Origin of the sequence: Rhizobium sp. 32-5/1, from assembly GCF_029537235.1 — a bacterium.
Taxonomy (GTDB): Bacteria; Pseudomonadota; Alphaproteobacteria; order Rhizobiales; family Rhizobiaceae; genus Pararhizobium.
The window spans coordinates 3,553,212-3,577,960 of sequence record NZ_CP120638.1 but is presented as its reverse complement, the minus strand read 5'-3'; the positions used below and the strand labels follow the sequence as shown (position 1 = coordinate 3,577,960).

Here is a 24,749-nt window from a genome sequence, read left to right as displayed (position 1 = left end):
TCCGCCGGAAGAGTCGTCATGCCAGCGTGTAGGCCGTCTTGACGACGGTGAAGAATTCGCTCGCATATTTGCCCTGTTCGCGCGGGCCGAAGGACGATGCCTTGCGGCCGCCAAACGGCACGTGGAAATCGACGCCCGCGGTCGGCAGGTTGACCATGACCATGCCGGCTTCGGAATTGCGCTTGAAATGCGTCGCATACTTGAGGCTCGTCGTGGCGATGCCCGCCGACAGGCCGAACGGCGTGTCGTTGGCAACCGAGAGCGCTTCCTCATAGTCCTTCACCCGGATAACCGAGGCGACGGGACCGAAGATTTCCTCGCGAGAAATGCGCATCTGGTTGGTTGCTTCGGTAAACAGCGTTGGCTGCAGGTAGAAGCCGGGGTTGTCACGCGAAATCGTCTCGCCACCGAAGGCGAGCCTTGCGCCTTCCGACTGGCCGATGGCGATATAGTCCGTATCCTGCTTCAACTGGCCGGCATCGACGACCGGTCCGATATGCGTGCCTGCCTTCAGCGCGTCGTCGACGACGAAACCCTTCAGCTTTTCGGTCAGCGCAGCCACGAACTTGTCGTGGATACCTTCGGTGACGATCAGGCGCGAGGAGGCCGTGCAGCGCTGTCCCGTCGAGAAGAAGCCGGAATTGGCAGCTGCCTCGACAGCAACCGTGAGGTCGGCATCATCGAGCACGACCATCGGGTTCTTGCCGCCCATTTCCAGCTGGAACTTGCGGTTATGCTCGATGGACGAGGCAGCGACGCGCTTGCCGGTTCCGGTCGAGCCGGTAAAGGTGATGGCGGCGAGATCGGGGCTGTCGAGCATGGCCTGGCCAACGACCGAGCCTTTGCCCATCACAAGGTTGAGCACACCCTTCGGCAGACCGGCGCGGTGGAGAATGTCGGCAATCGCCCAGGAGCAGCCCGGAACCAGCTCCGCCGGCTTGAAGACAACAGTGTTGCCATAGGCAAGCGCCGGCGCGATCTTCCAGGCCGGGATGGCGATCGGGAAATTCCACGGCGTGATGATGCCGACGACGCCGATCGGCTCGCGGGTGATCTCAACACCGATATTCGGACGAACGGACGGCAGGACTTCACCCGCCAGACGCAGGACTTCTCCGGCGAAAAAGTCGAAAATCTGGGCGGCACGAATGGTTTCGCCGATGGCTTCCGGCAGCGTCTTGCCCTCTTCGCGGGCGAGCAGTTTTCCAAGCTCCTCCTTGCGGGCGAGAATTTCGTCGGCCGTCTTCTTCAGGATGGCATGGCGCTCAAGGATGCCCGAGCGCGACCAGGCCGGAAAAGCCGCCTTGGCGGCAGCGATTGCGTTCTTGGCATCGTCGGCGCTGGCGCGGGCGTAGACGCCGACCACTTCGTTGGTGTTCGACGGATTGATGTTTTCAACGCCGTCCGTGCCGACCCATTCGCCGGCGATCAGGTTCTGATGGAGTGTCATAGGCTTCAAAGCCTCCTTGGTGTTCGCGCACGCCGTCTTGGGACTGGCGCACGCCTTCAGGTTTAAAGCGACAGCTTAGAGCTGTGCGATCGTGATCTCGTCTTGTCCGGCCACAGCCAGCGTATTGCGCAACGGAAGGCCGAATTCTGCAGCTTCGATCTCGAAGACATCGCCGGGTTCGGTCTTGATGCCGTCGCCAAACGACAGCGTCGCCGTTCCGAACATATGGACATGCACATCGCCCGGTGCACGGAAAATTCCATATTTAAAGTGGTGATGTTCCAGATTGGCGAATGTATGGGACATATTGGCTTCGCCGGACAGGAACGGCTTTTCCCAAAGGACTTCGCCCTTGCGGATGATCCGTGAAGTGCCGCGAATATCGGCCGGCGGCTCACCGACGCGGATTTCCGGACCGAAGCTTGCCGGCCGCAGCTTGGAATGGGCGAGATAGAGATAGTTGATCCGTTCGGTGACGTGATCGGAAAACTCGTTGGAGACGGCGAAACCGATGCGGAAAGGCTGGCCGCTGTCGGCAATCACGTAGATGCCAGCCATTTCCGGCTCTTCCCCACCGTCGAGCGCAAAGGACGGCGAAACCAGTTCGCCGCCGGGTGCGGCCGATTGCGTGCCGTTGCCCTTGTAGAACCATTCCGGCTGCACACCGGTTTCGCCAGGCTTCGGCTTACCGCCTTCAAGGCCCATCTTGAACATCTTCATCGTGTCGGTGGCACCTTCTTCCACCTTTGATACGGCGGCGTGCATGGCGTCGCGGGTCGAAGCGGAGCCGAGATGCGTCAGGCCAGTGCCTGTCAGTTGCAGATGGGCCGGATCGGCATGGGTAATCGGCGGTAGAAAACGGCCCTCGGCATAAATCTTCTCAAGATCGACGGCATCGCCCAAGCCATGCGCTTCGACCACGGCTTTCAGGCTGCGGCCGGAGTTCGCGGCCTCGAGCGCTAGTGCGTGAACGCTGGCTGCTCCCTTGACGGCATGCGCAGTGCCACCGGTTTCGCGAACGGCAACCGTGATCGAACCATCTTCATTCCGGATCTGCGATATCAGCACAATCTTGTCCTTTTCCTTGAGCCGGATGCCCGCTGCCGCACCAAAATGTTTGATTCAGGCAAAGCGCTTCCGTTGGGAGGGCTGCACCCTCCCTTTCGACGACGGGGCCGTCCGTTTCCATGTTTTCTACAGCGCGGCCGATCTTGGCGATCAGCCCTTGTTCTTGTTGTAGACGTCGAAGAACACGGCAGCGAGAAGCACCAGACCCTTGACGAGCTGCTGGTAATCGATGCCGAGGCCCATGATCGACATGCCGTTGTTCATCACGCCCATGATCAATGCGCCGATGACGGCACCGGTGATCTTGCCGACACCGCCGGATGCCGAGGCGCCGCCGATGAAGCAGGCCGCGATCACGTCCAGCTCGAAGCCGACACCGGCCTTCGGGGTTGCCGAGTTGAGGCGCGCCGCAATGATCATACCGGCAAGCGCCGCCAGAACGCCCATGTTGATGAAGGTGTAGAAAGTCAGCCGCTCGGTATTGATGCCGGAAAGCTTTGCGGCCTTCTCATTGCCGCCCATCGCATAGATGCGACGACCGACAGTCGAGCGCGTCGTGATGAAGGTATAAAGCGCGATCAGCAGGCCCATGACGATCAGGACGTTTGGAAAGCCCTTATACGTCGAGAGCATGAAGCCGAGGAAGATCGACACGCAGGCAATGATAACCATCTGGCCGGCAAAGAACGCAAAGGGTTCGTTCTCGGTGCCGTGCTTCTCGTTTTCACGACGATCGCGCAATCCGTAATAGATCGCCAGTCCGACAAGCGCGACAACGACGACAAGCGCAAAGAAATTCGCAACGACGCCGGGCACCGGGTTGAGAAAATACAGGAAATCAGGGACGAAACCGGTCGAAAGCGACTGGAAATCCTTCGGAAACGGCCCGATCGGGCGGTTCTGCAGGATCAGATAGGTCAGCCCGCGGAAAACCAGCATGCCGGCCAGCGTGACGATGAAGGACGGGATTTTCTGATAGGCAACCCAATACCCTTGAGCAGCACCCACCAGACCGCCGAGGATCAGACAGACGGGAACGACGATCGAATAATGAATGCCCCATTTTACGAGCATGATTGCCGAAAGGCCACCGGTGAAGGCGACGATCGAGCCGACGGACAGATCGATATGGCCGGCAACGATGATCAGCAGCATGCCCAGCGCCATGATGACGATGAACGAGTTCTGCAGGATCAGGTTGGTGATGTTGACCGGCTTGAACAGAACGCCGCCTGTCACGACTTGGAAGAACAGCATGATGACGACGAGCGCGACGAGAAGGCCGTATTCGCGAATGTTGTTCCGCAGATAGGTGCCGATGGATGGTGTATTCTGAGCGCTTTTTTCGGCGGCCATTAGTGTTTCTCCCCGGAGCGCATGATGGCGCGCATGATGGATTCCTGGCTTGCTTCGCCCTTCGGAAGCTCCGCGACGATGCGACCTTCGTTCATGACGTAGATGCGATCACAGGTTCCGAGAAGCTCCGGCATCTCCGATGAGATCATCAGGATGCCTTTGCCTTCTGCTGCAAGCTGGTTGATGATGGTGTAGATTTCGTACTTCGCGCCGACGTCGATACCGCGGGTCGGCTCGTCGAGGATCAGCACTTCAGGATTGGTGAACAGCCATTTCGACAGAACAACCTTTTGCTGGTTGCCGCCGGAAAGATTGACAGCCTCCTGATAGATCGAATGCGAGCGGATACGCAGCTTCGTCCGGTAGCCGGTGGCGACTTCGCGCTCCTTACGTTCGTCGATGACGCCGCTGTTGGCGACACCGTCGAGATTGGACAGTGTCGTGTTGTGCATGATGTTGTTGTTGAGCACGAGCCCGAGGTGCTTACGGTCTTCGGTAACGTAAGCGAGACCGGCTTCAATGGCACGCGGAATGGTGCTGACATCGACAGGCTTGCCATGCATCAGCACATCACCGGTGATCTTGTGGCCCCAGGACCTACCGAACACGCTCATCGCAGTTTCGGTGCGGCCGGCGCCCATCAGCCCGGCAATCCCGACGACTTCGCCGGCCCGAACCGTGAAATTGACATCATGCAGGAACTTCCGGTCGCGGTGATGCTGGTGGAAAACGTTCCAGTTCTTCACTTCCAGCAGCGTCTCGCCGATCTTCGGCTCACGCGCCGGGTAGCGGTCTTCCATGTCGCGGCCGACCATGCCCTTGATGATCCGGTCTTCGCTGATGTCTTCGTTGTGACAGTCAAGCGTCTCGACCGTGCCGCCGTCGCGGATGATCGTGATCTTGTCGGCGACCTTCTTGATCTCATTCAGCTTGTGCGAAATGATGATCGAGGTCATGCCCTGCTTGCGGAACTCCATCAAGAGCTTCAAAAGCGCATCGGAATCCGTCTCGTTAAGAGAGGCGGTCGGCTCGTCGAGAATGAGCAAGCGCACCTTCTTCGAAAGCGCCTTGGCGATTTCCACCAGCTGCTGCTTGCCGATGCCGATATCGGTGATGCGCGCGCTCGGCGGCTCGTTAAGCCCGACCTTCTTCAGAAGTTCCTTGGTGCGGTTGAATGTCTGCTTCCAGTCGATGACGCCCTTGGTGGCGATCTCGTTTCCCAGGAAGATATTTTCGGCAATCGAGAGCAGCGGAACAAGCGCCAGTTCCTGGTGAATGATGATAATGCCAATATGTTCACTGTCGGAAATTGTCGAGAAACTGCGCAGCTTGTTGTCGTAGTGGATCTCGCCGTCATAGCTGCCGGCGGGATAGACGCCGCTCAGCACCTTCATCAGGGTCGATTTGCCCGCCCCGTTTTCACCGACCAGCGCGTGAATTTCACCTTCGCGGACCTTCAGGTTGACGTTGTCGAGCGCCTTGACGCCAGGAAACGTCTTGGTGATCCCGCGCATTTCAAGAATGATATTATCCATGTTCAAGCATTCCAGCGCCAGTCTGTGAAAGATGAGGTCAGACCGACCGACAGTACAAGTCCCTCATCAAGTCGTTGCATAATTCCTCAAAACGGCTTCGTTTCAAGGAATTATGCAACATCTCAAGGTTCGACAGCGACTTTTGCGCAGATTTTCGCATGCGTAGCGCTGTAAAAGAGGCCCGCAACGGATCGCGAGCCTCCCGATAAAGACGATGATCAGTTGTTGATCTGGTCTTCGGTGTAGTAACCGGCGCCGACGAGAACGTCCTTGACGTTGGTCTTGTCAACCGAAACCGGCTTCAGGAGGTAGGACGGGATAACCTTGACACCGTTGTCGTAGGTCTTGGTGTCGTTGATTTCCGGCTCCTTGCCGCCCATGATGGCGTCAACCATCGAGACGGTGACCTTCGCCAGTTCGCGGGTGTCCTTGAACACCGACGAATACTGTTCGCCAGCGAGGATCGACTTGACGGAAGGAAGTTCGGCGTCCTGGCCGGTGACGATTGGCATCGGCAGGTCGCCCGAGCCGTAGCCAACGCCCTTGAGGGCCGAGATGATGCCGATGGACAGACCATCGTAAGGCGACAGAACGCCGTCAACCTTGGCATCGGTGTAGGTCGAGGAGAGAAGGTTTTCCATACGGGCCTGTGCAACGGCACCGTCCCAACGCAGCGTGCCGACCTGTTCCATGCCCATCTGGCCGGACTTGACGACAATCTTGCCACTGTCGATCAGCGGCTGGAGAACCGACATTGCGCCATCATAGAAGAAGAAGGCGTTGTTATCGTCAGGCGAACCGCCGAAGAGTTCAACGTTCTTGACGCCGGTGTCGAGCTTCAGGCCTTCGACGAGCGAGGTTGCCTGGAGAACGCCAACCTGGAAGTTGTCGAACGTGGCGTAGTAGTTGACGTTGCCCGAATCGCGGATGAGGCGGTCATAGGCGATAACCTTGACGCCCGCATCGGCAGCCTTCTGCAGGATGTCGGACAGCGTCGTGCCGTCGATGGCGCCGATGACCAGAACCTTGGCACCCTTGGTGACCATGTTCTCGATCTGGGCCAGCTGGTTCGGGATATCGTCGTCAGCAAACTGCAGGTCCGGGGTGTAGCCGGCTTCCGTGAACAGCTTTTCCATGGTCTCGCCGTCGGAAATCCAACGGGTCGAGGTCTTGGTCGGCATCGAGATGCCGACAACGCCCTTGTCCTGTGCCAGGACCGGCGCAACGAATGCAGCCACGCTGATTGCAGCGGCGGCAAGTAGCGAAGTAATTAATTTCATGCGATCTCTCCCATTGTGTTGATCGAGGCCAGATTTCAAAACAGGCCTTGATATGTGCAGCGCTTCGCGTGGCCGAGAGACCAAGGTCTCCGGCGGAGGTTTAAGGGGTGAAAGAAAGCCCTCCCAGGCCTTACACGCTCCAAAGCACGCTGGCGCACATAGCGGCAAACTGGAATCAATCATCATAACTGTCAAATACAATATCAGTGTATCTCCATATCATTTTCGTTATAGTAACTCAAAACAGTGTGATTTTTCGCAAGTGAGAGCAAGAGTGAAGGTCGGATGGTGGCTGAAATTGGCGATGACGGCGGTATTGCGCCGATTGTTACCCCCATGGATTTTTCAGAAGTCGGGATTTTCCGCCTTGGCCTGAAGATCAGCCACCTCAGGCTGATTCTCGCCATAGAGGAGCATGGGCAGATCAGTGCCGCGGCCGATGCGCTGAGCATATCGCAGCCTGCGGCTTCGCGCATGCTCGGCGAGATCGAAAACATTTTGAAAGCGCCGCTCTGTTCCAGGATCGCCCGCGGCGTCGAACTGACGCAGTTCGGCAAGGCGCTGGCACGGCGCGCGCGCACGATTTTCCTTGAACTTCGCGAAACAGCCCGCGAAATCAACGAATTGAAGACCGGAAGCGGCGGCTCGGTGTCGCTCGGCTCGGTCACCGGACCGGCGCTCAATCTGGCGGTCCCGGCCATCCGGCAGGTATCGACCGCCTATCCCGGCATCGAAATCAACATCCAGATCGAAAACAGCAATGTGCTCGTGCGCGAATTGCAGGCGGCACGGCATGACTTCGTGATCGGGCGCATCCCCGACGACATCAATCCGCGTCTGTTCAATCTTGTGGAAATCGGCGCCGAGGATGTCTGCCTGATCGTGCGCGCCGGACATCCGCTTCTGGAAAAGGATGCCATCGTGCCGGCAGACCTGCCGGGTTATGACTGGGTCTTCCAACCGCAGGGAACATTGCTGCGCCGCGCCGTGGAGGACAGTTTCCTGTCGGCCGGCGTCCCCCTGCCCTCGACGATCATCAACACCTCGTCGATCATTCTGACAATCTCGATCGTCCGCAACACCAACGCGGTTGCCCCCGTCGCCCGGGATGTCGCCACCCTGATTGCCGGCGATGACAGTTCGGCGGGGCAGATCAGGGTGCTCCCGACCACATTCGACATCCGCATACGCCCTTACAGCCTGATCACCGCCAAGGGCCGGGCGCTACCGCCGAGCGCCAAGCTGCTCTACGACTTGATCCTGAAGCAGAGCACCGCCTGATCAGCCCCGCATAATGCTGCCATGCTTAGACCATTCTGGTCTCATCGGAGCAAAACATGTTCGGAATGTCGGTTTTCCAGTCCGTGCTGGAGCGATTGAAAGCGGAGGAAGATGCCGAGGCGGAGACCGAGGTTGAACAGCCGTCCCCCTATGGCGTCCGGGGACTTGGCCCGGGCTTCGTCGCAGGCCGGGAACAAGCGGCCGCAACCGGCCATGCACTGGTGCACCAAGCCTATTTCGACACGGCTGGCGACGAGATGATGGCATCGGCCCAGCCCGTGGCTGCGCCGGTCATGCCAGATCATCTGCACCGCACGCGGCCGCAGGAAATTGCCGAAGATCTCGGGCTGACAGATCACGAAACGGCCGCGACCCTTACCCTCAAGCGCCGTGCCTTTGCGGGACAGAATCATCCAGACCGCCATCATTCAGAGTTCCGGCTGCCGGCCACGACCCGGATGAAGATCGCCAACATGCTGATCGACGAAGCGCTGCGACGCATCAGCATCATGCAGAGACCAGGTTAGCCCCGACTGTCCGCCTTTGTTTCAATCTCTTCCGTCGGAATTGTCGAGGCCGCTTCGACGTTAGCCTCCTCGGTGATGGGTAGCTTCGGCTTGAAGAAGATCAAAAGCGTGCAGGCGGTATAGGTGGTGACCGCGAGAAAGATCATGCCCCAGGTGTTCTCGCTGTTGCGAAACTCCACCGCGGTCCAGAAAGCACAAAGCGCAATGATCAGGAGCCGAATCCAGAGGGGCCGGTAGAATGGGTGGTCCGGATCGATAAGCTTGATCATGATAGTATCCCTGGTATGAAAGTCAGCGATGACACACCGCTTTGGCTCTCGCCGTGTTCTGCACATCTTTATGGTCAAAAAGGCGATGGCCGCAAGCGCATAAGACTTTCGGCGCTTGACGAACAATCGACAGATGGAATAAATATTCCGAAAATAACAAATATTTCTCTTTCATTCCGATGAGGCGACGCACCGCTGTGTCGGCACGGAAAGAGCATGGGAGAGAACTGGCTTCGGCCACGGACCACGTACTCACATCAGATTTTTGTCAGCGCGGCCAGTGTCCGCGGCGCCTTTGCGGGGTGAGCGGCATCATCCCGTCCTATGCAGCTCAAGGCTGCCCATTGAAAGAGATGAAAGATGACAGTCAGATTTGGTCTTCTCGGCGCCGGCCGTATCGGCAAGGTCCATGCCAAGGCCGTGAGCGGCAGTGCGGACGCCGTGCTCGTCGCGGTCGCCGATGCCTTCCCTGAAGCTGCAAGCGCCATCGCCAAGGCTTATGGCTGCGAGGTCCGCACCATTGAACAGATCGAGACATCCAAGGATATCGATGCCGTCGTCATCTGCACGCCGACCGATACCCATGCCGACCTGATCGAACGTTTTGCCCGTGCCGGCAAAGCAATCTTCTGCGAAAAGCCTATCGACCTCGACGTCGATCGCGTCCGCGCCTGCATGAAGGTCGTTGCCGACACCAAGGGCAAGCTGATGGTGGGCTTCAACCGCCGTTTCGACCCGCATTTCATGGCCGTGCGCAAGGCGATCGACGATGGCAAGATCGGCGACGTCGAAATGGTGACCATCACATCGCGCGACCCCGGCGCCCCGCCGGTCGATTACATCAAGCGCTCAGGCGGCATCTTCCGCGACATGACTATTCACGATTTCGACATGGCCCGCTTCCTGCTCGGTGAAGAAGTCGTCTCCGTCTTGGCCACCGCCGCAGTTCTGGTCGATCCGGAGATCGGCAAGGCCGGCGATTATGACAGCGTCTCGGTGATCCTCCAGACGAAGTCCGGCAAGCAGGCGATCATCTCGAACTCCCGCCGCGCCACCTATGGCTACGACCAGCGCATCGAGGTGCATGGTTCGAAGGGTGTCGTCTCGGCCGAAAACCAGCGCCCAGTCTCGATCGAGATTGCTAATGGCGATGGCTACACCCGCCCGCCGCTGCACGATTTCTTCATGACCCGCTACACCAAGGCCTATGCCAACGAGATCGCAGGCTTCATCTCGGCCATCGAAAAAGGCACGGCGATCACACCTTCCGGGGCAGATGGCCTTGCCGCACTGGCGCTCGCCGATGCAGCGCTGCAGTCGGTCAAGGAAAAGAAGCTGGTTGCCGTCGGCTAAAAAACCCTTCGAAGAACGCGACAGCCAGAATGCCGGGTCAACGATCCGGCATTCTCTATTTCAGGCTTCCTGCCGCAATGCGACATTGCCGCCGGCGACAACCCGTGATGCGGCGATGTCATGGTCGATATCCGTCAACGCGCGATCGAGGTGGCCATCAAAAACCAGGCGCTGCTCGTCGAAGATGATCGAGATGTCCGGTTGACCCTGCTGACGCACCTGATGCGATTGCGCGAGCCCCTCCTCGATACCCTTCTGCAGCAGTTCGAAATAACGCGTGCCCGGCCCGGTAATATGAATCGGCATACGGTCATAGAGGCTCAGCATACGCGACAGGCCGTTGCCAAGCGCGATGCCCGCCTGGCGGAAAGCATAAGCCGCCATGCGATTGCCCTGCCGCGCGCTCACCGCGATCTTGTCCATTTCGGCAAGCGGCACGAACTTCGCGGGGATCGTATCCGGCGGCACTTCGAAAGCCGTGCGCAGGATGCCGTAAAAGCCCGCCGACGCCTCTATGCAGCCATAGGCGCCACATCGGCAAAGGCCGGCCGTGGGCGAATGCAGCATATGGCCAAAGTTCGGCGCAGTCACTTCGAGTTCGCCAAAACGATCCTTGCGCGCGACGCCCACGCCGATGCTGTGGCCCAGCGAAAGGGCCGCCAAAGCGCGGAACGTTCCGGCACTGGCCTTGTCCGCTTTCAACCCCAAAGCCTGGGCAACCAGAAGGGTCTCGTTGTTCAGCGTCACCTTGGCAGACCATTCGGGCTGCAACAGACCGGCAAAATCGATCTGCTCGCTGCCGAAGACGGGAGACCAGAGCAGGCGCGGACTTTCGTTGTCGACAAGCCCCTTGCTGCTGATAGAGATGGCAAGAACCTGGGTTTTCTCCAACCGGGATCGAGAGACAAGGCGGTCCAGCGTATCGAGCAGGCTGCGCACGAAATGCGCTGTTCCGGCAAGCCCGTGGTTGCGCGGTTCCTCCAATCGGTCGATCAGCGTGCCACCATAATCGATCATCGAATATTGCACGACATCGGACGAAATGCGCACCACGATCAGATAGCCGCAATTGCGCCGCTGCGAGAAGAACACGCGTGGCCGCCCGCGGCCGCTATGCGCCGGCTGCTCGGATTTTTCGATGACCTGCGCACGCTCGAGTTCCGCCGTGATCGCCGAGACGGTCGCCGAGGCAAGACCGGTCTGGGAAGAAATCTCGGTGTGGGAGAGCGGGCCGGAGCGCCGGAGCGCCGAAAGCACCAGTGCAATGTTCTGCTGACGCACCAGTTCAGTGCTGGACTTCGTCAGCATTGCGCATTTCCGTTGAACCCTTTTGTGTCAAACACATGCCCCTCCCAAAGCATCTGTTTATCGGCGAAACAACAGGCAACGAGCCTTGTTGACAGCCTTCTAAAACTCTGACATCTATTTTCTCGACTGTCGAGAAAAAACTCGCCATTGAAAATGGCGGTCGTCTCGATAGTGTTTTTCGGCTGACCGATGGGTCGTGCGGGAGGTTCGCGCGGGCGGTCAGCAGTCTTTTGGGAGGACTACATGAAATCAGTTTTCAAGCTGATGGCAGGCGCTGCCATCATCGTTTCCTTGCACTCCGTCGCGATGGCAAAGGATCTCACAATCGGCGTTTCCTGGTCGAACTTCCAGGAAGAGCGCTGGAAGACAGACGAAGCCGCCATCAAGGCTGCGCTCGAAGCCTCCGGCGACAAATATGTTTCGGCTGACGCACAGGCTTCAGCTGCAAAGCAGCTGACAGACATCGAATCGCTGATCGCCCAGGGTGCAAACGCGATCATCGTTCTGGCACAGGATTCGGAAGCTATCGGCCCGGCAATCGAAAAGGCTGCTGCTGAAGGTATCCCGATCGTTGGCTACGACCGCCTGATCGAAAATCCGGCCGCCTACTACATCACCTTCGACAACAAGGAAGTCGGCCGCATGCAGGCTGCCGAAGTCATGAAGGTAAAGCCGGAAGGCAACTACGTCTTCATCAAGGGCGCTTCGACCGATCCGAATGCCGACTTCCTGTTCTCCGGACAGATGGAAGTGCTGAAGGAAGCCATGGACGCCGGCAAGATCAAGAACGTCGGCGAAGCCTATACGGACGGCTGGAAGCCTGAAGTTGCGCAGAAGAACATGGAACAGTTCCTGACCGCCAACGACAACAAGGTTGACGCTGTCGTGTCTTCCAACGACGGCATGGCCGGCGGTGTGGTTGCAGCCCTCGAAGCCCAGGGCCTTGCAGGCGGCGTGCCGGTCTCCGGCCAGGACGGCGACAAGGCCGCTCTGAACCGCGTCGCTCTCGGCACGCAGACCGTTTCGGTCTGGAAGGATTCACGCGAACTCGGCAAGAAGGCCGGCGAAATCGCCGTCGCTCTCGCCGGCGGCGCTGCAATGGATGCGATCGAAGGCAACGTCAAATTTGCCGGCGGCCCGAAGGCCGTCGAGATGAACTCCTTCTTCATCGCACCGCAGCCGATCACCAAGGACAACCTGAAGGTTGTTCTCGATGCCGGCTGGATCTCCAAGGAAGAAGCCTGCCAGGGCGTCAAGGCTGGAACCGTCGCAGTCTGCGATTGATCCGTACCTGACCATGGGCCTGTAACGTCCAAAAGAAGCGCCGCACCGACACCGTTGCGGCGCTTCTTGGATGCGCGGAACCTTGAGACAAGAATAAAAGGGGAGTACCCAGGATATGGCAAACAACACCATTGCCGCACCTGCCAGCAGCACGCTCAAAACCCAGGGCACTGCCCTGCAGCGCTTTTGCAGGCAACCGAGATAGACACCCGGCTTCTCGGCATGGTCGGCGCGCTGCTGCTGATCTGGATCGGTTTCGAAATTTCCACCGGCGGCCTGTTTCTCACGCCGCGCAACCTCTGGAACCTGACCGTTCAGGCGTCCTCGGTTTCAGTCATGGCCACAGGCATGGTCCTGGTCATCGTCACCCGCAATATCGACCTGTCCGTCGGATCCATTCTCGGTTTTGTCGGCATGATCATGGCGATCACGCAGGCAAGGATCCTGCCGCCGCTGATCGGCTTTGACAATCCGACGACCTGGATCATCGCGCTGACAATCGGCATTCTGCTTGGTGCCGCGATCGGTGCCTTCCAGGGCATGATCATCGCCTTTCTCAGCGTTCCATCCTTCATCGTCACGCTCGGCGGATTGCTGATCTGGCGCGCTGCGGCCTTCCTGGTTATCAGCGGTGCCACGGTTGCGCCGATGGACACGAAATTCCGTATCATGGGCGGCGGCGCTGACGGTTCGATCGGTGCCATGGCCAGTTGGATCGTCGGTGTCATCGCCTGCGTCTTCATCGTGCTATCGATCGTCAATTCGCGCAAGCAGCGCAAACGTTTCGGCTTCCCGTTGCGTCCGAAGTGGGCCGAGTATTTCCTCTCCGTCATCGGCTGCATCAGCGTTCTCGGCACGGTCTGGGTGCTGAACAGCTATTACATGCCGATCAATCTCGCGAAGAAATACGCAGAACTGAACAACATTCCGTGGCCCGAGGGCGGCCTGCAGATCCCACTCGGCATTGCCGTTCCGGTTCTGATGGCAGTCGGCATCGCCATTGCCATGAGCTTTCTTACGACGCGCACCCGCTTTGGTCGTTACGTCTTCGCCATCGGTGGCAATCCGGAGGCTGCCGAGCTCGCTGGTATCAAGACCCGTTGGGTTACGGTCCGCATCTTTGCCTTGATGGGCGTTCTCTGCGCCATTGCCGCGGCAATCTCGACAGCACGCCTGAACGCAGCGACCAATGCACAGGGCACGCTCGACGAACTCTACACGATCGCTGCGGCCGTCATCGGCGGCACCTCGCTGGCCGGGGGCATGGGCACGATCGCTGGCGCGGTCCTCGGCGCCATCGTGATGCAATCCCTGCAATCTGGCATGGTCTTGTTGCGCGTCGATACGCCGCTGCAAAGCATCGTTATCGGCATCGTGCTCGTCACGGCCGTATGGCTTGACACCGTTTATCGCGGCCGGGCCAAGTAGAGGAGTACGAACAATGACACAACACCGCACTCCGCTCGTGGAGATGAGAAACATCTCAATCTCCTTCGGCGGTATCCACGCCGTCGACAATGCCTCGGTCGATCTTTACCCCGGCGAGGTTGTGGCCCTTCTCGGCCACAACGGCGCCGGCAAATCGACGCTGATCAAGGTTCTCTCGGGCGCCTACAAGCGCGACAGCGGCGAGATCCTGATCAACGGCGAACCGGTCCAGATCAGCAACCCGCGCGACGCCAAGGCCTACGGCATTGAGACGATCTACCAGACGCTCGCCGTTGCCGACAATGTCGATGCGGCAGCCAACCTCTATCTCGGCCGCGAACTGCGCACCCCTGGGGCACGCTGGACGATGTCGCTATGGAGGCCAAGGCGCGCGAAGTCATGGGCCGTCTCAACCCCAACTTCCGCCGTTTCAAGGAGCCAGTGAAGGCCTTGTCCGGTGGTCAGCGCCAGTCGGTCGCCATCGCCCGTGCCATCCTGTTTGACGCGCGCATCCTGATCATGGACGAGCCGACGGCAGCGCTTGGTCCACAGGAAACGGCGCAGGTCGGCGAGTTGATCAAGCAGTTGAAGCGCGAAGGCATCGGCATCTTCCTGATCAGCCACGACATCCACGACGTCTTCGACCTCGCGGACCGCGTCTCTGTCATGAAGAACGGCCAGGTCGTCGGCCATGCCCGCACCGAAGACGTGACCAAGGACGAAGTTCTCGGCATGATCATCCTCGGCAAGGTCCCGCCCGGCGCCATCGCCGGCCCCGGCGCCATGCAGACGGCTTGATCTCCAGGCTTCTCCAATTACCTCTCCCCGTTCGCGGGGAGAGGTTTTCGCAAAGCTTCTCGTAAAACTATGTCGTGTAAGTCCGCGGCAAAGCGTCAAGACCAGCAAGAAATTCGCCAGCACTGGTGCGGTAGGCCTTCTGCTGTTCGCCGCTCATCCGGTCCCATGCCGAATAGACCGGTCCAAGACGCTGGTTGCCGCGCAGCAGCGCCGCGTTGCGATCCAGAAAATCCCAATAAAGCGCATTGAACGGACAGGCCCCCTCGCCTGTCTTCTTTTTGACGTCGTAACGACAGCTGCCGCAATAATCGGACATGCGGTTGATGTAGTTTCCCCAGCCGCATAGGGCTTGGACCCGAGAAACCCGCCATCGGCGAACTGGCTCATGCCGATGACATTCGGCAATTCCACCCATTCGAAGGCATCGACATAGACCTCAAGATACCAGCGATGGATATCGGCCGGCCGCACGCCGGCCAGCATCGCGAAATTGCCTGTTATCATCAGCCGCTGGATATGGTGCGCATAGGCATTGTCCCGTGTCTCTGAAATCACGGTCTGAAGGCAATTCATGTCCGTTTGCGCCGTCCAGTAAAAATCCGGCAAAGGTCTATCGGCCCCGAAGAAATTGGCCTCCGCATAGTCAGGCATTTTCAGCCAGTAGACGCCGCGGACATATTCGCGCCAGCCGATGATCTGGCGGATGAACCCTTCGACGCAGTTTAGCGGCGCCGATCCTTCATGATAGGCACGCTCGGCACGGCGGCAGACGTCGAGCGGATCGAGAAGCCCGACATTGATGTAGGCGGACAGAAGCGAGTGATGGAGAAACGGGTCCGTTGAGATCATCGCGTCCTGATAGTCGCCGAACAGTGGCAGGTGGCTGTCGATGAATCGATCGAGCGCCACCTCCGCATCCTTGCGGATCACGGCAAAGCGAAATCCTTTGAGCGAGCCGAAATGATCGTCGAAGCGCTCGGCGACAAGCCCGATCACCGCTTCGGTTGTCTCATCCGGCAAGAAGCCTTCCGGCTTTTCGGCAAACAGGTCCGGAGCAGCCGGCTTGCGATTTTCCGCATCGAAATTCCAGCGTCCGCCCTCCGGCGCATCACCGCGCATCAAAAGGCCGGTTTTGCGGCGCATGTCGCGATAAAAATATTCCATCCGCATCTGCCGGCGACCAGAAGCCCAGGCCGCAAATTCCTCATGCGAACACAAAAAGCGATCGTCCGGCAGAATGTTCACCGGGATACCGAGCAGGCGGTCCCAGTCCTTCATCATCGCCGCGACACGCCACTCCCCCGCCTCCGTGACGATGACGCGCTCGGGGGTATGCCGCGCGACGGCACGCTGCAATTCACGGGTAAAGGATCCGGTGTTCTCCGGATCATCCAGTCTGATATAATCCACCTCAAAACCCGCCTTTCGCAGTTCTTCGGCAAAATGGCGCATGGCCGAGAGGATGAAGGCAATCTTCTTCTTGTGATGCCGGACATAGCGGGTCTCTTCCGCCACCTCGCACATCAGGATGGCGTCGTGTTCCGGAGACGCGTCTTTCAGGCTGCTTATTCCAGGCGAAAGCTGATCGCCAAGGATGAAAATCAGGTTGCGCACCTTTACCATTCGATCACGCTGCCATCATAGGCAAGGAAACTGCCGGTTTGTGAGGCGTCCAGGCCATCCACGACAGCCAAAAGCTGCTCCGCCGCCTGCGATGGCCAGAAAACCTCGTGGTTGCGGCTGAATTTCGCGCTCAGTTTCGTATCGACGGTCCCCGGATGCAGCGCCACCACGACCGCCTGCGGATGGCTGCGCCCGATCTCGATCGCCGAGGTCCGGACGATCTGGTTGAGCGCAGCCTTCGCCGCACGATAGGAAATCCACCCGCCCAGCCTGTTGTCGCCGATCGAACCGACGCGGGCCGACAGTGTGGCGAAGACCGCTAGTCGATCCTTGGCCAGCAGGGGCGAGAAATGTTTCAGAAGCAATGCCGGGCCGATGGCGTTGAGCGCGAACTGTCTGGCCATGGCAGCAGGATCAATCGCACGGATGGTTTTCTCCGGCCCCTGCCCGCCGATCTCCAGCCCGCCCGTCGCATCGAACACGAGATCGACAGGCCCGTAGATGTCCCGCACCTCCTCTGAGGCCTGCCGGATGGTCGTTTCGTCGGTGACATCAAGCCCGGTCTGTGACCGCGACAGCGTCACGACCGAGGCATAGCGGCCACCGGCCTTGAGCGCTGCCACCACTGCCGAGCCGATGCCACCACTGGCGCCGATGACCAGCGCCGTCCTGCCTGTCTCACTCGCTGACATTCGAATTCCTTTTATCCGGAACGACGCGTTTCCGAGATGTCGTCGCCTGGAGCATTTACGTGCGTCGCCTCCCCTCGGATCGCAGCCGCGCAACATCCTCGGCATTCCGGGAAATTCCTTGCATTGGAGACGCATTCGCCATTGAAGCGGCGCCTGTCCTGAGCTATGAACCGGTCACAGCCTGCTTCGATGGCCCTGCCATCAAAGAATGCACCCGTAGCTCAGCTGGATAGAGTGCTGCCCTCCGAAGGCAGAGGTCACTGGTTCAGAATCCAGTCGGGTGCACCAAATCATCTTTTTCTCCACCAAATTTGCATCTTCCACGCCGCTGGCGGAGACCATTGTTTCGTGCCATCTTCGGAGCGGGAACGCCTCTTTGACAGGGCTGGATACCGCAAGGCGGACGGCAGCCGGATCCGGCAGGGCGGAAATTCGGGGGACTTATGAGAACGCTTGTTTTTGCGCCGATCATAGCGGCCTTTGCCGCCATCGGCGTATCGCAGGATGCGATGGCTGAGACCAAGAGATATTATTGTGGCGAGGAGAGTTTCGTCACTGTCGACACCATCGACGCGGAGACGATCAGCGCCGGGCTGATCGGGGGCAAGACGATCACACTGGGGCAGCTTCCGAACACCAACCGCTATGCGTTCGGCAACACGACGATCGAGGTCTTAGCCGATGGCGGCAGCATCCTGATCCAACAGGGTGAAGGGGAAGCCATCGGCTGCGTCTTCCCGGTACCCGCTGATGTCGTCACACCGGGCGGTGCGAATGCAACGATCCAGGCGCAATCCGCTCCGGGCGCAAAGCCCGACACCACGGTTCGCAACGAGACGCCCGCCATCGCGGAAACCGCCAGCGTCGCGAAAAATTTCCCGGCAAAATCCTGGGGTGGCGTCGTGCGCGATGGTCCCGGCATGGAGCACAGGAAGCTCGCCAGCCTCGCGGAAGGCGATCCGATCACGGTCGAGGAATCGACAGGCGTCGACATGAACGGCTACCCCTGGTTCAAGATCCGCTTCGGCAAGGACAAGATCGGCTACCAATGGGGCGGCATCATCTGCCCTATCGGCCAGGAAATGCCGGGCACATACGAGAAATGCGACTGAGATTGTTGGCGGTGGAGATGACTCAACCGGCCCGCACGAACCCTTTGCTGGCGACCATCAGGTCCTTGGTGTAATTCTCCGAGACCTTGCCGCCGGCGAGGTCACCGGATGACAGGCGCTCGACCACCCTGCCCGATTTCATGACGGCCAGGCGCTCGCACATATGGGTGACGACGCCGAGATCGTGGCTGACCATAAGGAAGGTGAGATTGCGGTCGCGCCGCACCTGTTCGAGCAGGTTCAGCACTTCGGCCTGCACCGAGGCGTCAAGCGCCGAGGTCGGCTCGTCGAGCAGCAGGATGGAGGGCTCGATGATCAGTGCACGTGCAATCGCGATGCGCTGGCGCTGGCCGCCTGAAAGCTGGTGCGAATAGCGGAAACGGAAGCTGGAGCCGAGGCCGACCTCATCGAGCGCCCGCAGGATGCGAGGTTCGGCATTGTCGATGCCGTGGATGGCCAGCGGCTCAAGCAGAAGCCGATCGACCGTCTGGCGCGGATGCAGCGAGCCGTAGGGGTCCTGGAAAACCATCTGTACCTGACGGAAGAACGCCTTGTCGCGATAGCGGGCGGAAAGTCTCTGCCCATTAACGATAATCGTGCCGGTACTGACCGGCGCCAGACCGGCAATCGCCCGGAGCAAGGTCGATTTGCCGGAACCGGATTCGCCGACGAGACCGAAGGATTCACCGGGCGCGATTTCGATCGACACTGTGTCGAGCGCGAGAAACCCGTCATAATCGACCACCAGATTTTCAACCGAAACAGACGCCGTCATAGCGCCCACTCCGGTTGGCGGTCGAGAACCGGCAGGGGATGCCGGCTGGTGCCGATTGAGGGCATGCAGTTCAGCAGGCCTTGCGTATAGGGGTGCTTGGCATTGGCGAGATCGCTGGCCGCGATTTCCTCGACGATGCGCCCGGCATACATGACGATGACCCGGTCGCAGAAGGACGAGACCAGCCGCAGATCATGCGAGATGAAGATCAGGCCCATGCCGCGATCCGCAACCAGTCGGTCGAGAATACCGAGCACTTCGAGCTGGACCGTCACATCGAGCGCCGATGTCGGCTCGTCGGCGATGAGCAGTTCCGGGCCGGCGATCAGCATCATGGCGATCATCGCCCGCTGGCCCATGCCGCCCGAAACCTCGTGCGGATAAAGATCGAAGACACGACCCGCATCACGAATCTGCACCGCCTCCAGCATGGCGATCGCCCGGTCGCGGGCTTGCCCCTTGCTGACCTTTTCGTGGGTGCGCAGCGTCTCGACGATCTGGCGGCCGATGCTCATCACCGGGTTGAGCGAATATTTCGGGTCCTGCAGCACCATGGCAATGCGGCTGCCGCGCAGACTGCGACGAAGCTTCGGCGTGGCGGTCAGAAGCTCGATGCCATCGAAATTGAGCGACCGGGCGCTGATCTGGGCATGCGCCGGCGTCAGCCCCATGATCGCCCTGCCCGTCTGCGACTTGCCCGATCCGCTTTCTCCGACAATGCCGAGGCGCTCGCGGCCGAGCGTGAAGGATACACCGCGCACGGCCTCAATGACGCCGGTGCGTGTCGGAAAGCTGACCCGCAGATCGTCCACGGTGAGCATCGCCGTCATTGGCCGCTCTCCCGCGGATCGAGCGCATCGCGCAGGCCGTCGCCGAGCAGGTTGAAACCGAGGCTGACAACGAGGATGGCAAGGCCCGGCATGGTCGCCACCCACCACTGGTCAAGAATGAAGCGCCGGCCGGCAGCAATCATCGCCCCCATTCCGGCAGTGGCGGCTGGGCGCCAAGGCCGAGGAAGCCGAGACCGGCCGCCGTCAGGATGATGCCGGCCATGTCGAGTGTGACGCGGACGATCAGCGATGAAACGCACATCGGCATGACATGGCGCAGCACAATGCGGAATGGCGAGGCCCCCATCAACCGCACGGCGGCGATATAGTCGGAATTGCGCACCGCCAGCGTTTCGGCGCGCGCGATGCGCGCATAGGGCGGCCAGGAGGTGATGGCGATGGCGAGAATGGCGTTTTCGATGCCCGGCCCCATGGCGGCGACAAAGGCGAGCGCCAGCACGAGCTTGGGAAAGGCGAGAAAAATATCGGTGACACGCATCAGCACGGCATCGACCCAGCCGCCGGCATAACCGGAGACAGCGCCGACGAGAAGACCGACCGGTGCGGCGATGATCGCCACCAGCACGATGACGAGCAGCGTCAGTCGTGAGCCGTGCAGCAGACGCGAGAGAATATCGCGGCCCTGATCGTCGGTGCCGAGCAGATAGCCTTCGCTACCGGGTGGCAACAGGCGTGCCCCGGCCAGATTGCCGATCACCGGCGAATGCGGCGCCAAGAGATCGGCAAAGATCGCGATCAGAATGAGCAGCAGGATGATGCCGAGCCCGACCACGGCGAGGCGATTGGACGAGAAACGACGCCAGGTCATATAGGCACGCCCAAGCCGCGCCTGCATGCGCGATTGCGGTCGATCCGTCATCAGCCATTCGCGTCGGGACAGGGCCGGTGTCTGGGTGATCTGGCTCATCGGGCGCGGGTCCGTGGATCGAGGGTACGATAGAGAAGATCGGAGAGCAGGTTGATAGCGATGAAGACAGAACCGATGACGATGGTTCCGCCCAGCACCGCATTCATATCGGCGTTCTGCAGGGAATTGGTGATGTAGAGCCCGAGCCCCGGCCACGAGAAGACCGTCTCTGTCAGAACGGAACCTTCGAGCAGGCCGGCATAGGAAAGCGCAATCACTGTGACCAGTGGCACCGCCGCATTACGCAGCGCATGCCCCCAGATAATCCGGGTTTCCGACAGGCCCTTTGCACGCGCCGCGACGATATATTCCTGCTGCAACTCGTTGAGCATGAAGCTGCGGGTCATGCGGCTGATATAGGCCAGCGAAAAATAGCCAAGCAGGCCGGCGGGCAGGATGATGTGACGGAACGCGTCCTTGAACACGTCCCACTGCCCCTGCCAAAGCGAATCGATCAGGAAAAAGCCGGTGACCGGCGTGAAGGTATATTCGTAGACGATGTCGAGCCGGCCGGGATAGGCGACCCAGCGCAGCTTTGCGTAAAACAGCACCAGCGCCAGAAGGCCGAGCCAGAAGATCGGCACCGAGTAGCCAATCAGACCAATGACGCGGACGATCTGGTCGGCAATCGAGCCGCGGCGCACGGCGGCCAGAACACCGAGCGGCACGCCGATAAGGCTGCCGATCAGCGTGCCCACGGTCGCCAGTTCCATGGTGGCCGGGAAGACCCGGAGAATGTCGTCCATAACGGGATTGGTGGTCAGCACCGACGTGCCGAAATTGCCCGTCAGCGCGTCGCGCAGATAGACGAAAAACTGGACATAGAGCGGCTCGTTGAAACCGAGCATTTCACGCGTCCGCTCGACCACATGCGATGGCGCGCGGTCGCCGAGGATCGCCAGAACCGGGTCGATCGGGATGACGCGCCCGATGAAGAAGGTAACGGCCAGAAGGCCGAGATAGGTGGTGACGATCACCACGAGAAATTTGAGGACGCTCACCGCCCGCCCCTTGGCGCGGGCGCGCGAGCGCCCGGCCAGTGGCATTGTGGTTTCCGGAATGGTCACCGGCGGTCTCCGCCTACTTGGAGACCGTGAAGACGTAGTTGGTGTCGAAGCTCGGGCCAAGCTTGAAGCCCTTGAGCTTGGCACTCAGGCCGGCAACCTCCGTCTGCTGGAAGATGATGACGAACGGGCTTTTCTCAAGCACCTTCTTTTGCAGGTCCTTGTACATGTCCGCGCGCTTGGTGGCGTCCTTCTCGAGCAGGGCAGCCTTGCTCTGTTCCGTCCATTCCTTCGGCACCTCCCAGGAATTGCGCCAGGCAAGCGTCTTGGTACCCGCGTCGGAATTATCCAGATTGACGGTGAAGGTCTCGGCATTGGAGTTCGGGTCGAAATAATCCTGGCCCCACTGGCCGATATAGATGTCATGCGTGCGGGCACGATACTTGGTGATCGTCTGCTTGCCGTCACCGGGGATGATTTCCATCTTGATGTTGGCCTGCGCCAGCGTCTGCTGCACGGATTCGGCAATGCCGGTCACCGGCTGCGTATTGCGCACGTCCATGGTCACGGTGAAACCATCGGCAAGGCCGGCCTTGGCCAGCAGTTCCTTGGCCTTGGCCACATCCAGCTTGTAGGGGTTTTCGTCGAGTTCGCCGAGAACCCCTTCGGTAGGAAGGTCTGGTGAATTTCGCCGATGCCCTTGATGAGCGTGGAGCCGATCGCGTCATAATCCACGAGATACTTGAAGGCCTCCGCGACCTCAGGCTTGGCGAGGTTCGGGTTCTTCTGGTTCAGGCTGAAATAATAGACCGTGCCCTTCGGCGCGCTGGTGCTGGCGAGATCCGCATTCTTCGAGACCGCCTCCAGATCGCCGGGCTCGAGATTGCGGGCAACATCGATATCGCCATTTTCCAGAGCCAGACGCTGCCCGGAGCTTTCCTTCATGTGACGATAGATGACGCGGGCGAGCGGCGCCTTTTCGCCGAAATAATTGTCGTTACGTTCGAGCACGATCGCTTCATTGGCGCGCCATTCGCGCAGCTTGAAGGCGCCCGATCCGGCATATCCGGTCTTCAGCCAGGCATTGCCGAAGTCGTTGTCATATTTGTATTCGTCCGATGGTGTAACCGCCGCCACATGTTCGAGCACCAGCTTCTTGTCGACGACTGAACCGACCGTGGCCGTCAGGCAGTTCAGGACGAAGCTTGGCGAATAAGCCTTGTCGACGGTGAAGACGAAGGTGTTTTCGTCAGCGGCCTTGGCTTTTTCGGCAATATTGTCGCCGGTCAGGCCGAACTGGGTAAGAATGAAGGCCGGGCTCTTGTCGAGCTTGACGACGCGCTCGAAGGAATAGGCGACGTCTTCGGCCGTGATCGGGTTGCCGGAGGCGAATTTGAGGCCGGGCTTCAGCTTGAACGTATAGGTCAGGCCATCCTCGGAAACGGTCCAGCTCTCTGCAAGGTCACCAACGATTTTCGAGGTGTCGTTGAGATCGAGGCGAACGAGATAGCTGTAGGTGTTGGCGGTGATTTCGGCGGTCGAAAGCTCGAAGGCCTCGCCCGGATCCATGGTGATGATGTCGTCGAAGGCAAAACCCTCGACCAGCGTGTCGGCCGGCGTTTCGGCGAAGGCGGGCGTGCCCGCCATCAGGACCAGCGACATCGCGGCTGTAGCGGTCAACATTCGGAAGTGCTTGTTCATGGCGTGCATCATCGGTCTGTTCCCTTGTTTTTCGCCCGTTGTGGGCTTCTGTCTTCTGGCTCAGTCGGCTTCATGCCAGGCTTGAGCCAAAACCCGCAGCCAGTTTTCCCGGCATATTTTTGTCAATTCCGCATCACCATATCCGGCGGCCCGAAGCGCTGCAATCAGGCTCTGGTTGCCGGCCGCATCGCTGATCTCTTCCGGGATGGTTGCGCCGTCGAAGTCGGAACCGAGCGCGACGCAATCGATTCCCATGCGCTCGACCATGTAGTCGACATGGCGGACCATATCGCTGAGAGGCGTCTGCGCATTTTCCTGACCATCCGGACGCAGCATTGTCGTTGCATAATTGAGACCGGCCAGCCCCTTGCTGTCGCGGATGGCATCCATCTGGCGATCCGTCAGGTTTCGTGCGACCGGCGTCAGGGCATGGGCGTTGGAATGGCTTGATATCAGCGGCTGGTCGGAGGTCTTTGCGACATCCCAGAAACCTTTTTCGGTGATGTGGGCAAGGTCGATCAATATGCCGAGGCGATTGCATTCCTTGACGAGATCGAAACCCGCCCCGGTCAGACCCGGCCCGGTATCGGGATCCATGGGATAGGCAAACGGCACGCCATGACCAAAGATATTGTGACGGCTCCAGACAGGCCCGAGTGAGCGCAGCCCGGCGGCATAGAAGGTCTCCAGCGCACTGAGATCGGCACCGATTGCCTCGCATCCTTCCATGTGCAGAACAGCCGCGAACACGCCTTCGGCAATCGACTGGCGAATTTCAGCCGTGCTGCGGCAAAGATTCCAGGCACCGGCACGCTCCAGCCGCAAGGCGATTGCCGCAAATTCGAGAGCGATGTCGAGCGAAGGCTGGCGCTCCAGCGGCGCCGACATCGGCGTGGCATAATGGCCATTCTCATCGGGCTGCTTGAGCACCAGATCACCGGACGGGATGTAAATGGCACAGAGACCGCCGACGAGCCCGCCTTTCAGCGAGCGCGGTCCATCGATATGGCCCTCCGACGTGCCCTCGACAAATTCCTTGACCGGATCGGCGCCTGCCTTTGCATGGCTCCAGAGGCGCAGCAGGACATCGTTATGGCCATCGAAAACCGCCTGCATGAAAAATTTCCCTTTAAAATCCGATAACTAG

Annotated in this window: 17 protein-coding genes, 1 tRNA gene and 5 pseudogenes; 8 read left to right on the top strand and 15 right to left on the bottom strand. The window is 59.7% G+C overall.

Annotation, left to right across the window (positions count from 1 at the left end; genetic code table 11):
• Nucleotides 1–16: 16 nt before the first annotated feature.
• The 5 genes from P6U16_RS17975 to chvE all read right to left on the bottom strand — a co-directional run bounded on the left by P6U16_RS17975 (nt 17) and on the right by chvE (nt 6,689).
• Nucleotides 17–1,450, bottom strand: a complete 1,434-nt coding sequence (locus P6U16_RS17975; RefSeq protein WP_277701647.1) for an aldehyde dehydrogenase family protein — start codon at nt 1,448–1,450, stop codon at nt 17–19.
• A gap of 75 nt (nt 1,451–1,525) precedes the next feature.
• The gene (gene araD1, locus P6U16_RS17970) at nt 1,526–2,518 is read right to left on the bottom strand and encodes an AraD1 family protein (RefSeq protein WP_277701646.1); all 993 of its coding nucleotides are present in this window, start codon (nt 2,516–2,518) and stop codon (nt 1,526–1,528) included.
• 150 nt (nt 2,519–2,668) lie between these two features.
• The gene (mmsB, locus tag P6U16_RS17965) at nt 2,669–3,874 is read right to left on the bottom strand and encodes a multiple monosaccharide ABC transporter permease (protein WP_277701645.1); all 1,206 of its coding nucleotides are present in this window, start codon (nt 3,872–3,874) and stop codon (nt 2,669–2,671) included.
• Complete coding sequence (gene mmsA / locus P6U16_RS17960; RefSeq protein WP_277701644.1) at nt 3,874–5,409, bottom strand: multiple monosaccharide ABC transporter ATP-binding protein; 1,536 nt, start codon at nt 5,407–5,409, stop codon at nt 3,874–3,876. The genes mmsB and mmsA overlap by 1 nt, the downstream gene beginning before the upstream one ends.
• Before the next feature lie 218 nt (nt 5,410–5,627).
• A complete protein-coding gene (chvE, locus tag P6U16_RS17955) occupies nt 5,628–6,689 on the bottom strand; it encodes a multiple monosaccharide ABC transporter substrate-binding protein (RefSeq protein WP_277701643.1) in 1,062 nt (353 codons plus the stop codon).
• Between the two features lie 336 nt (nt 6,690–7,025).
• On the opposite strand from chvE, the gene P6U16_RS17950 reads away from it, so the two are divergent.
• Both P6U16_RS17950 and P6U16_RS17945 read left to right on the top strand, forming a co-directional pair.
• Nucleotides 7,026–7,970 carry a LysR family transcriptional regulator gene (locus tag P6U16_RS17950; protein ID WP_277703895.1) on the top strand — a complete coding sequence of 315 codons (945 nt, stop codon included), beginning with the start codon at nt 7,026–7,028 and terminating at the stop codon, nt 7,968–7,970.
• 56 nt (nt 7,971–8,026) lie between these two features.
• Nucleotides 8,027–8,497 carry a hypothetical protein gene (locus P6U16_RS17945; RefSeq protein WP_277701642.1) on the top strand — a complete coding sequence of 157 codons (471 nt, stop codon included), beginning with the start codon at nt 8,027–8,029 and terminating at the stop codon, nt 8,495–8,497.
• On the opposite strand, the gene P6U16_RS17940 is transcribed toward P6U16_RS17945, so the two are convergent.
• Nucleotides 8,494–8,766, bottom strand: a complete 273-nt coding sequence (locus P6U16_RS17940; RefSeq protein WP_277701641.1) for a hypothetical protein — start codon at nt 8,764–8,766, stop codon at nt 8,494–8,496. The genes P6U16_RS17945 and P6U16_RS17940 overlap by 4 nt on opposite strands.
• Before the next feature lie 360 nt (nt 8,767–9,126).
• Between P6U16_RS17940 and iolG the strand changes: the two genes are divergently transcribed.
• Entirely contained in the window at nt 9,127–10,119 is a 993-nt protein-coding gene (gene iolG / locus P6U16_RS17935; RefSeq protein WP_277701640.1) for an inositol 2-dehydrogenase, read from the top strand.
• Between the two features lie 60 nt (nt 10,120–10,179).
• Here iolG and P6U16_RS17930 read toward each other — a convergent pair whose 3' ends face one another.
• Complete coding sequence (locus tag P6U16_RS17930) at nt 10,180–11,427, bottom strand: ROK family transcriptional regulator (protein WP_277701639.1); 1,248 nt, start codon at nt 11,425–11,427, stop codon at nt 10,180–10,182.
• A 243-nt stretch (nt 11,428–11,670) separates the two neighbouring features.
• On the opposite strand from P6U16_RS17930, the gene xylF reads away from it, so the two are divergent.
• The 3 genes and pseudogenes from xylF to P6U16_RS17915 all read left to right on the top strand — a co-directional run bounded on the left by xylF (nt 11,671) and on the right by P6U16_RS17915 (nt 14,937).
• Nucleotides 11,671–12,711 carry a D-xylose ABC transporter substrate-binding protein gene (xylF, locus tag P6U16_RS17925; RefSeq protein WP_277701638.1) on the top strand — a complete coding sequence of 347 codons (1,041 nt, stop codon included), beginning with the start codon at nt 11,671–11,673 and terminating at the stop codon, nt 12,709–12,711.
• 115 nt (nt 12,712–12,826) lie between these two features.
• Nucleotides 12,827–14,139 (top strand): annotated as a pseudogene (locus P6U16_RS17920) (sugar ABC transporter permease).
• A gap of 13 nt (nt 14,140–14,152) precedes the next feature.
• A pseudogene (locus P6U16_RS17915) lies at nt 14,153–14,937 on the top strand (ATP-binding cassette domain-containing protein).
• 67 nt (nt 14,938–15,004) lie between these two features.
• Here the strand turns inward: P6U16_RS17915 and P6U16_RS17910 are convergent.
• Nucleotides 15,005–16,560, bottom strand: a pseudogene (locus P6U16_RS17910) (cryptochrome/photolyase family protein).
• The gene (locus tag P6U16_RS17905; RefSeq protein ID WP_277701637.1) at nt 16,554–17,252 is read right to left on the bottom strand and encodes an SDR family NAD(P)-dependent oxidoreductase; all 699 of its coding nucleotides are present in this window, start codon (nt 17,250–17,252) and stop codon (nt 16,554–16,556) included. Before P6U16_RS17905 ends, P6U16_RS17910 begins: the two are co-directional and overlap by 7 nt.
• Before the next feature lie 210 nt (nt 17,253–17,462).
• Between P6U16_RS17905 and P6U16_RS17900 the strand changes: the two genes are divergently transcribed.
• A tRNA-Arg gene (locus P6U16_RS17900) sits at nt 17,463–17,540 on the top strand.
• 155 nt (nt 17,541–17,695) lie between these two features.
• Nucleotides 17,696–18,364 carry an SH3 domain-containing protein gene (locus tag P6U16_RS17895; RefSeq protein ID WP_277701636.1) on the top strand — a complete coding sequence of 223 codons (669 nt, stop codon included), beginning with the start codon at nt 17,696–17,698 and terminating at the stop codon, nt 18,362–18,364.
• A 22-nt stretch (nt 18,365–18,386) separates the two neighbouring features.
• Here the strand turns inward: P6U16_RS17895 and P6U16_RS17890 are convergent, their stop codons facing one another.
• The 6 genes and pseudogenes from P6U16_RS17890 to P6U16_RS17865 form a co-directional block, all read right to left on the bottom strand.
• Nucleotides 18,387–19,139, bottom strand: coding sequence for an ABC transporter ATP-binding protein (locus P6U16_RS17890; RefSeq protein ID WP_277701635.1), 753 nt, complete (start codon nt 19,137–19,139; stop codon nt 18,387–18,389).
• Complete coding sequence (locus P6U16_RS17885; RefSeq protein WP_277701634.1) at nt 19,136–19,969, bottom strand: ABC transporter ATP-binding protein; 834 nt, start codon at nt 19,967–19,969, stop codon at nt 19,136–19,138. The genes P6U16_RS17890 and P6U16_RS17885 overlap by 4 nt, the downstream gene beginning before the upstream one ends.
• A pseudogene (locus tag P6U16_RS17880) lies at nt 19,966–20,897 on the bottom strand (ABC transporter permease). Before P6U16_RS17880 ends, P6U16_RS17885 begins: the two are co-directional and overlap by 4 nt.
• Nucleotides 20,894–21,937, bottom strand: a complete 1,044-nt coding sequence (locus P6U16_RS17875) for an ABC transporter permease (protein WP_277703894.1) — start codon at nt 21,935–21,937, stop codon at nt 20,894–20,896. The pseudogene P6U16_RS17880 and the gene P6U16_RS17875 overlap by 4 nt, the downstream one beginning before the upstream one ends.
• A gap of 40 nt (nt 21,938–21,977) precedes the next feature.
• Nucleotides 21,978–23,470: pseudogene (locus tag P6U16_RS17870) on the bottom strand (ABC transporter substrate-binding protein).
• 192 nt (nt 23,471–23,662) lie between these two features.
• Nucleotides 23,663–24,718, bottom strand: coding sequence for a dipeptidase (locus P6U16_RS17865; RefSeq protein ID WP_277701633.1), 1,056 nt, complete (start codon nt 24,716–24,718; stop codon nt 23,663–23,665).
• Nucleotides 24,719–24,749 lie beyond the last annotated feature (31 nt).

Coding starts and splice junctions, on each gene's coding strand:
- mmsA (WP_277701644.1), bottom strand. CDS start 5,409: ATGGATAATATCATTCTTGAAATGCGCGGGATCACCAAGACGTTTCCT.
- P6U16_RS17940 (WP_277701641.1), bottom strand. CDS start 8,766: ATGATCAAGCTTATCGATCCGGACCACCCATTCTACCGGCCCCTCTGG.
- chvE (WP_277701643.1), bottom strand. CDS start 6,689: ATGAAATTAATTACTTCGCTACTTGCCGCCGCTGCAATCAGCGTGGCT.
- P6U16_RS17885 (WP_277701634.1), bottom strand. CDS start 19,969: ATGACGGCGATGCTCACCGTGGACGATCTGCGGGTCAGCTTTCCGACA.
- P6U16_RS17865 (WP_277701633.1), bottom strand. CDS start 24,718: ATGCAGGCGGTTTTCGATGGCCATAACGATGTCCTGCTGCGCCTCTGG.
- P6U16_RS17930 (WP_277701639.1), bottom strand. CDS start 11,427: ATGCTGACGAAGTCCAGCACTGAACTGGTGCGTCAGCAGAACATTGCA.
- iolG (WP_277701640.1), top strand. CDS start 9,127: ATGACAGTCAGATTTGGTCTTCTCGGCGCCGGCCGTATCGGCAAGGTC.
- P6U16_RS17950 (WP_277703895.1), top strand. CDS start 7,026: ATGGATTTTTCAGAAGTCGGGATTTTCCGCCTTGGCCTGAAGATCAGC.
- P6U16_RS17895 (WP_277701636.1), top strand. CDS start 17,696: ATGAGAACGCTTGTTTTTGCGCCGATCATAGCGGCCTTTGCCGCCATC.
- P6U16_RS17905 (WP_277701637.1), bottom strand. CDS start 17,252: ATGTCAGCGAGTGAGACAGGCAGGACGGCGCTGGTCATCGGCGCCAGT.
- mmsB (WP_277701645.1), bottom strand. CDS start 3,874: ATGGCCGCCGAAAAAAGCGCTCAGAATACACCATCCATCGGCACCTAT.
- P6U16_RS17975 (WP_277701647.1), bottom strand. CDS start 1,450: ATGACACTCCATCAGAACCTGATCGCCGGCGAATGGGTCGGCACGGAC.
- xylF (WP_277701638.1), top strand. CDS start 11,671: ATGAAATCAGTTTTCAAGCTGATGGCAGGCGCTGCCATCATCGTTTCC.
- P6U16_RS17945 (WP_277701642.1), top strand. CDS start 8,027: ATGTTCGGAATGTCGGTTTTCCAGTCCGTGCTGGAGCGATTGAAAGCG.
- P6U16_RS17890 (WP_277701635.1), bottom strand. CDS start 19,139: ATGACGGCGTCTGTTTCGGTTGAAAATCTGGTGGTCGATTATGACGGG.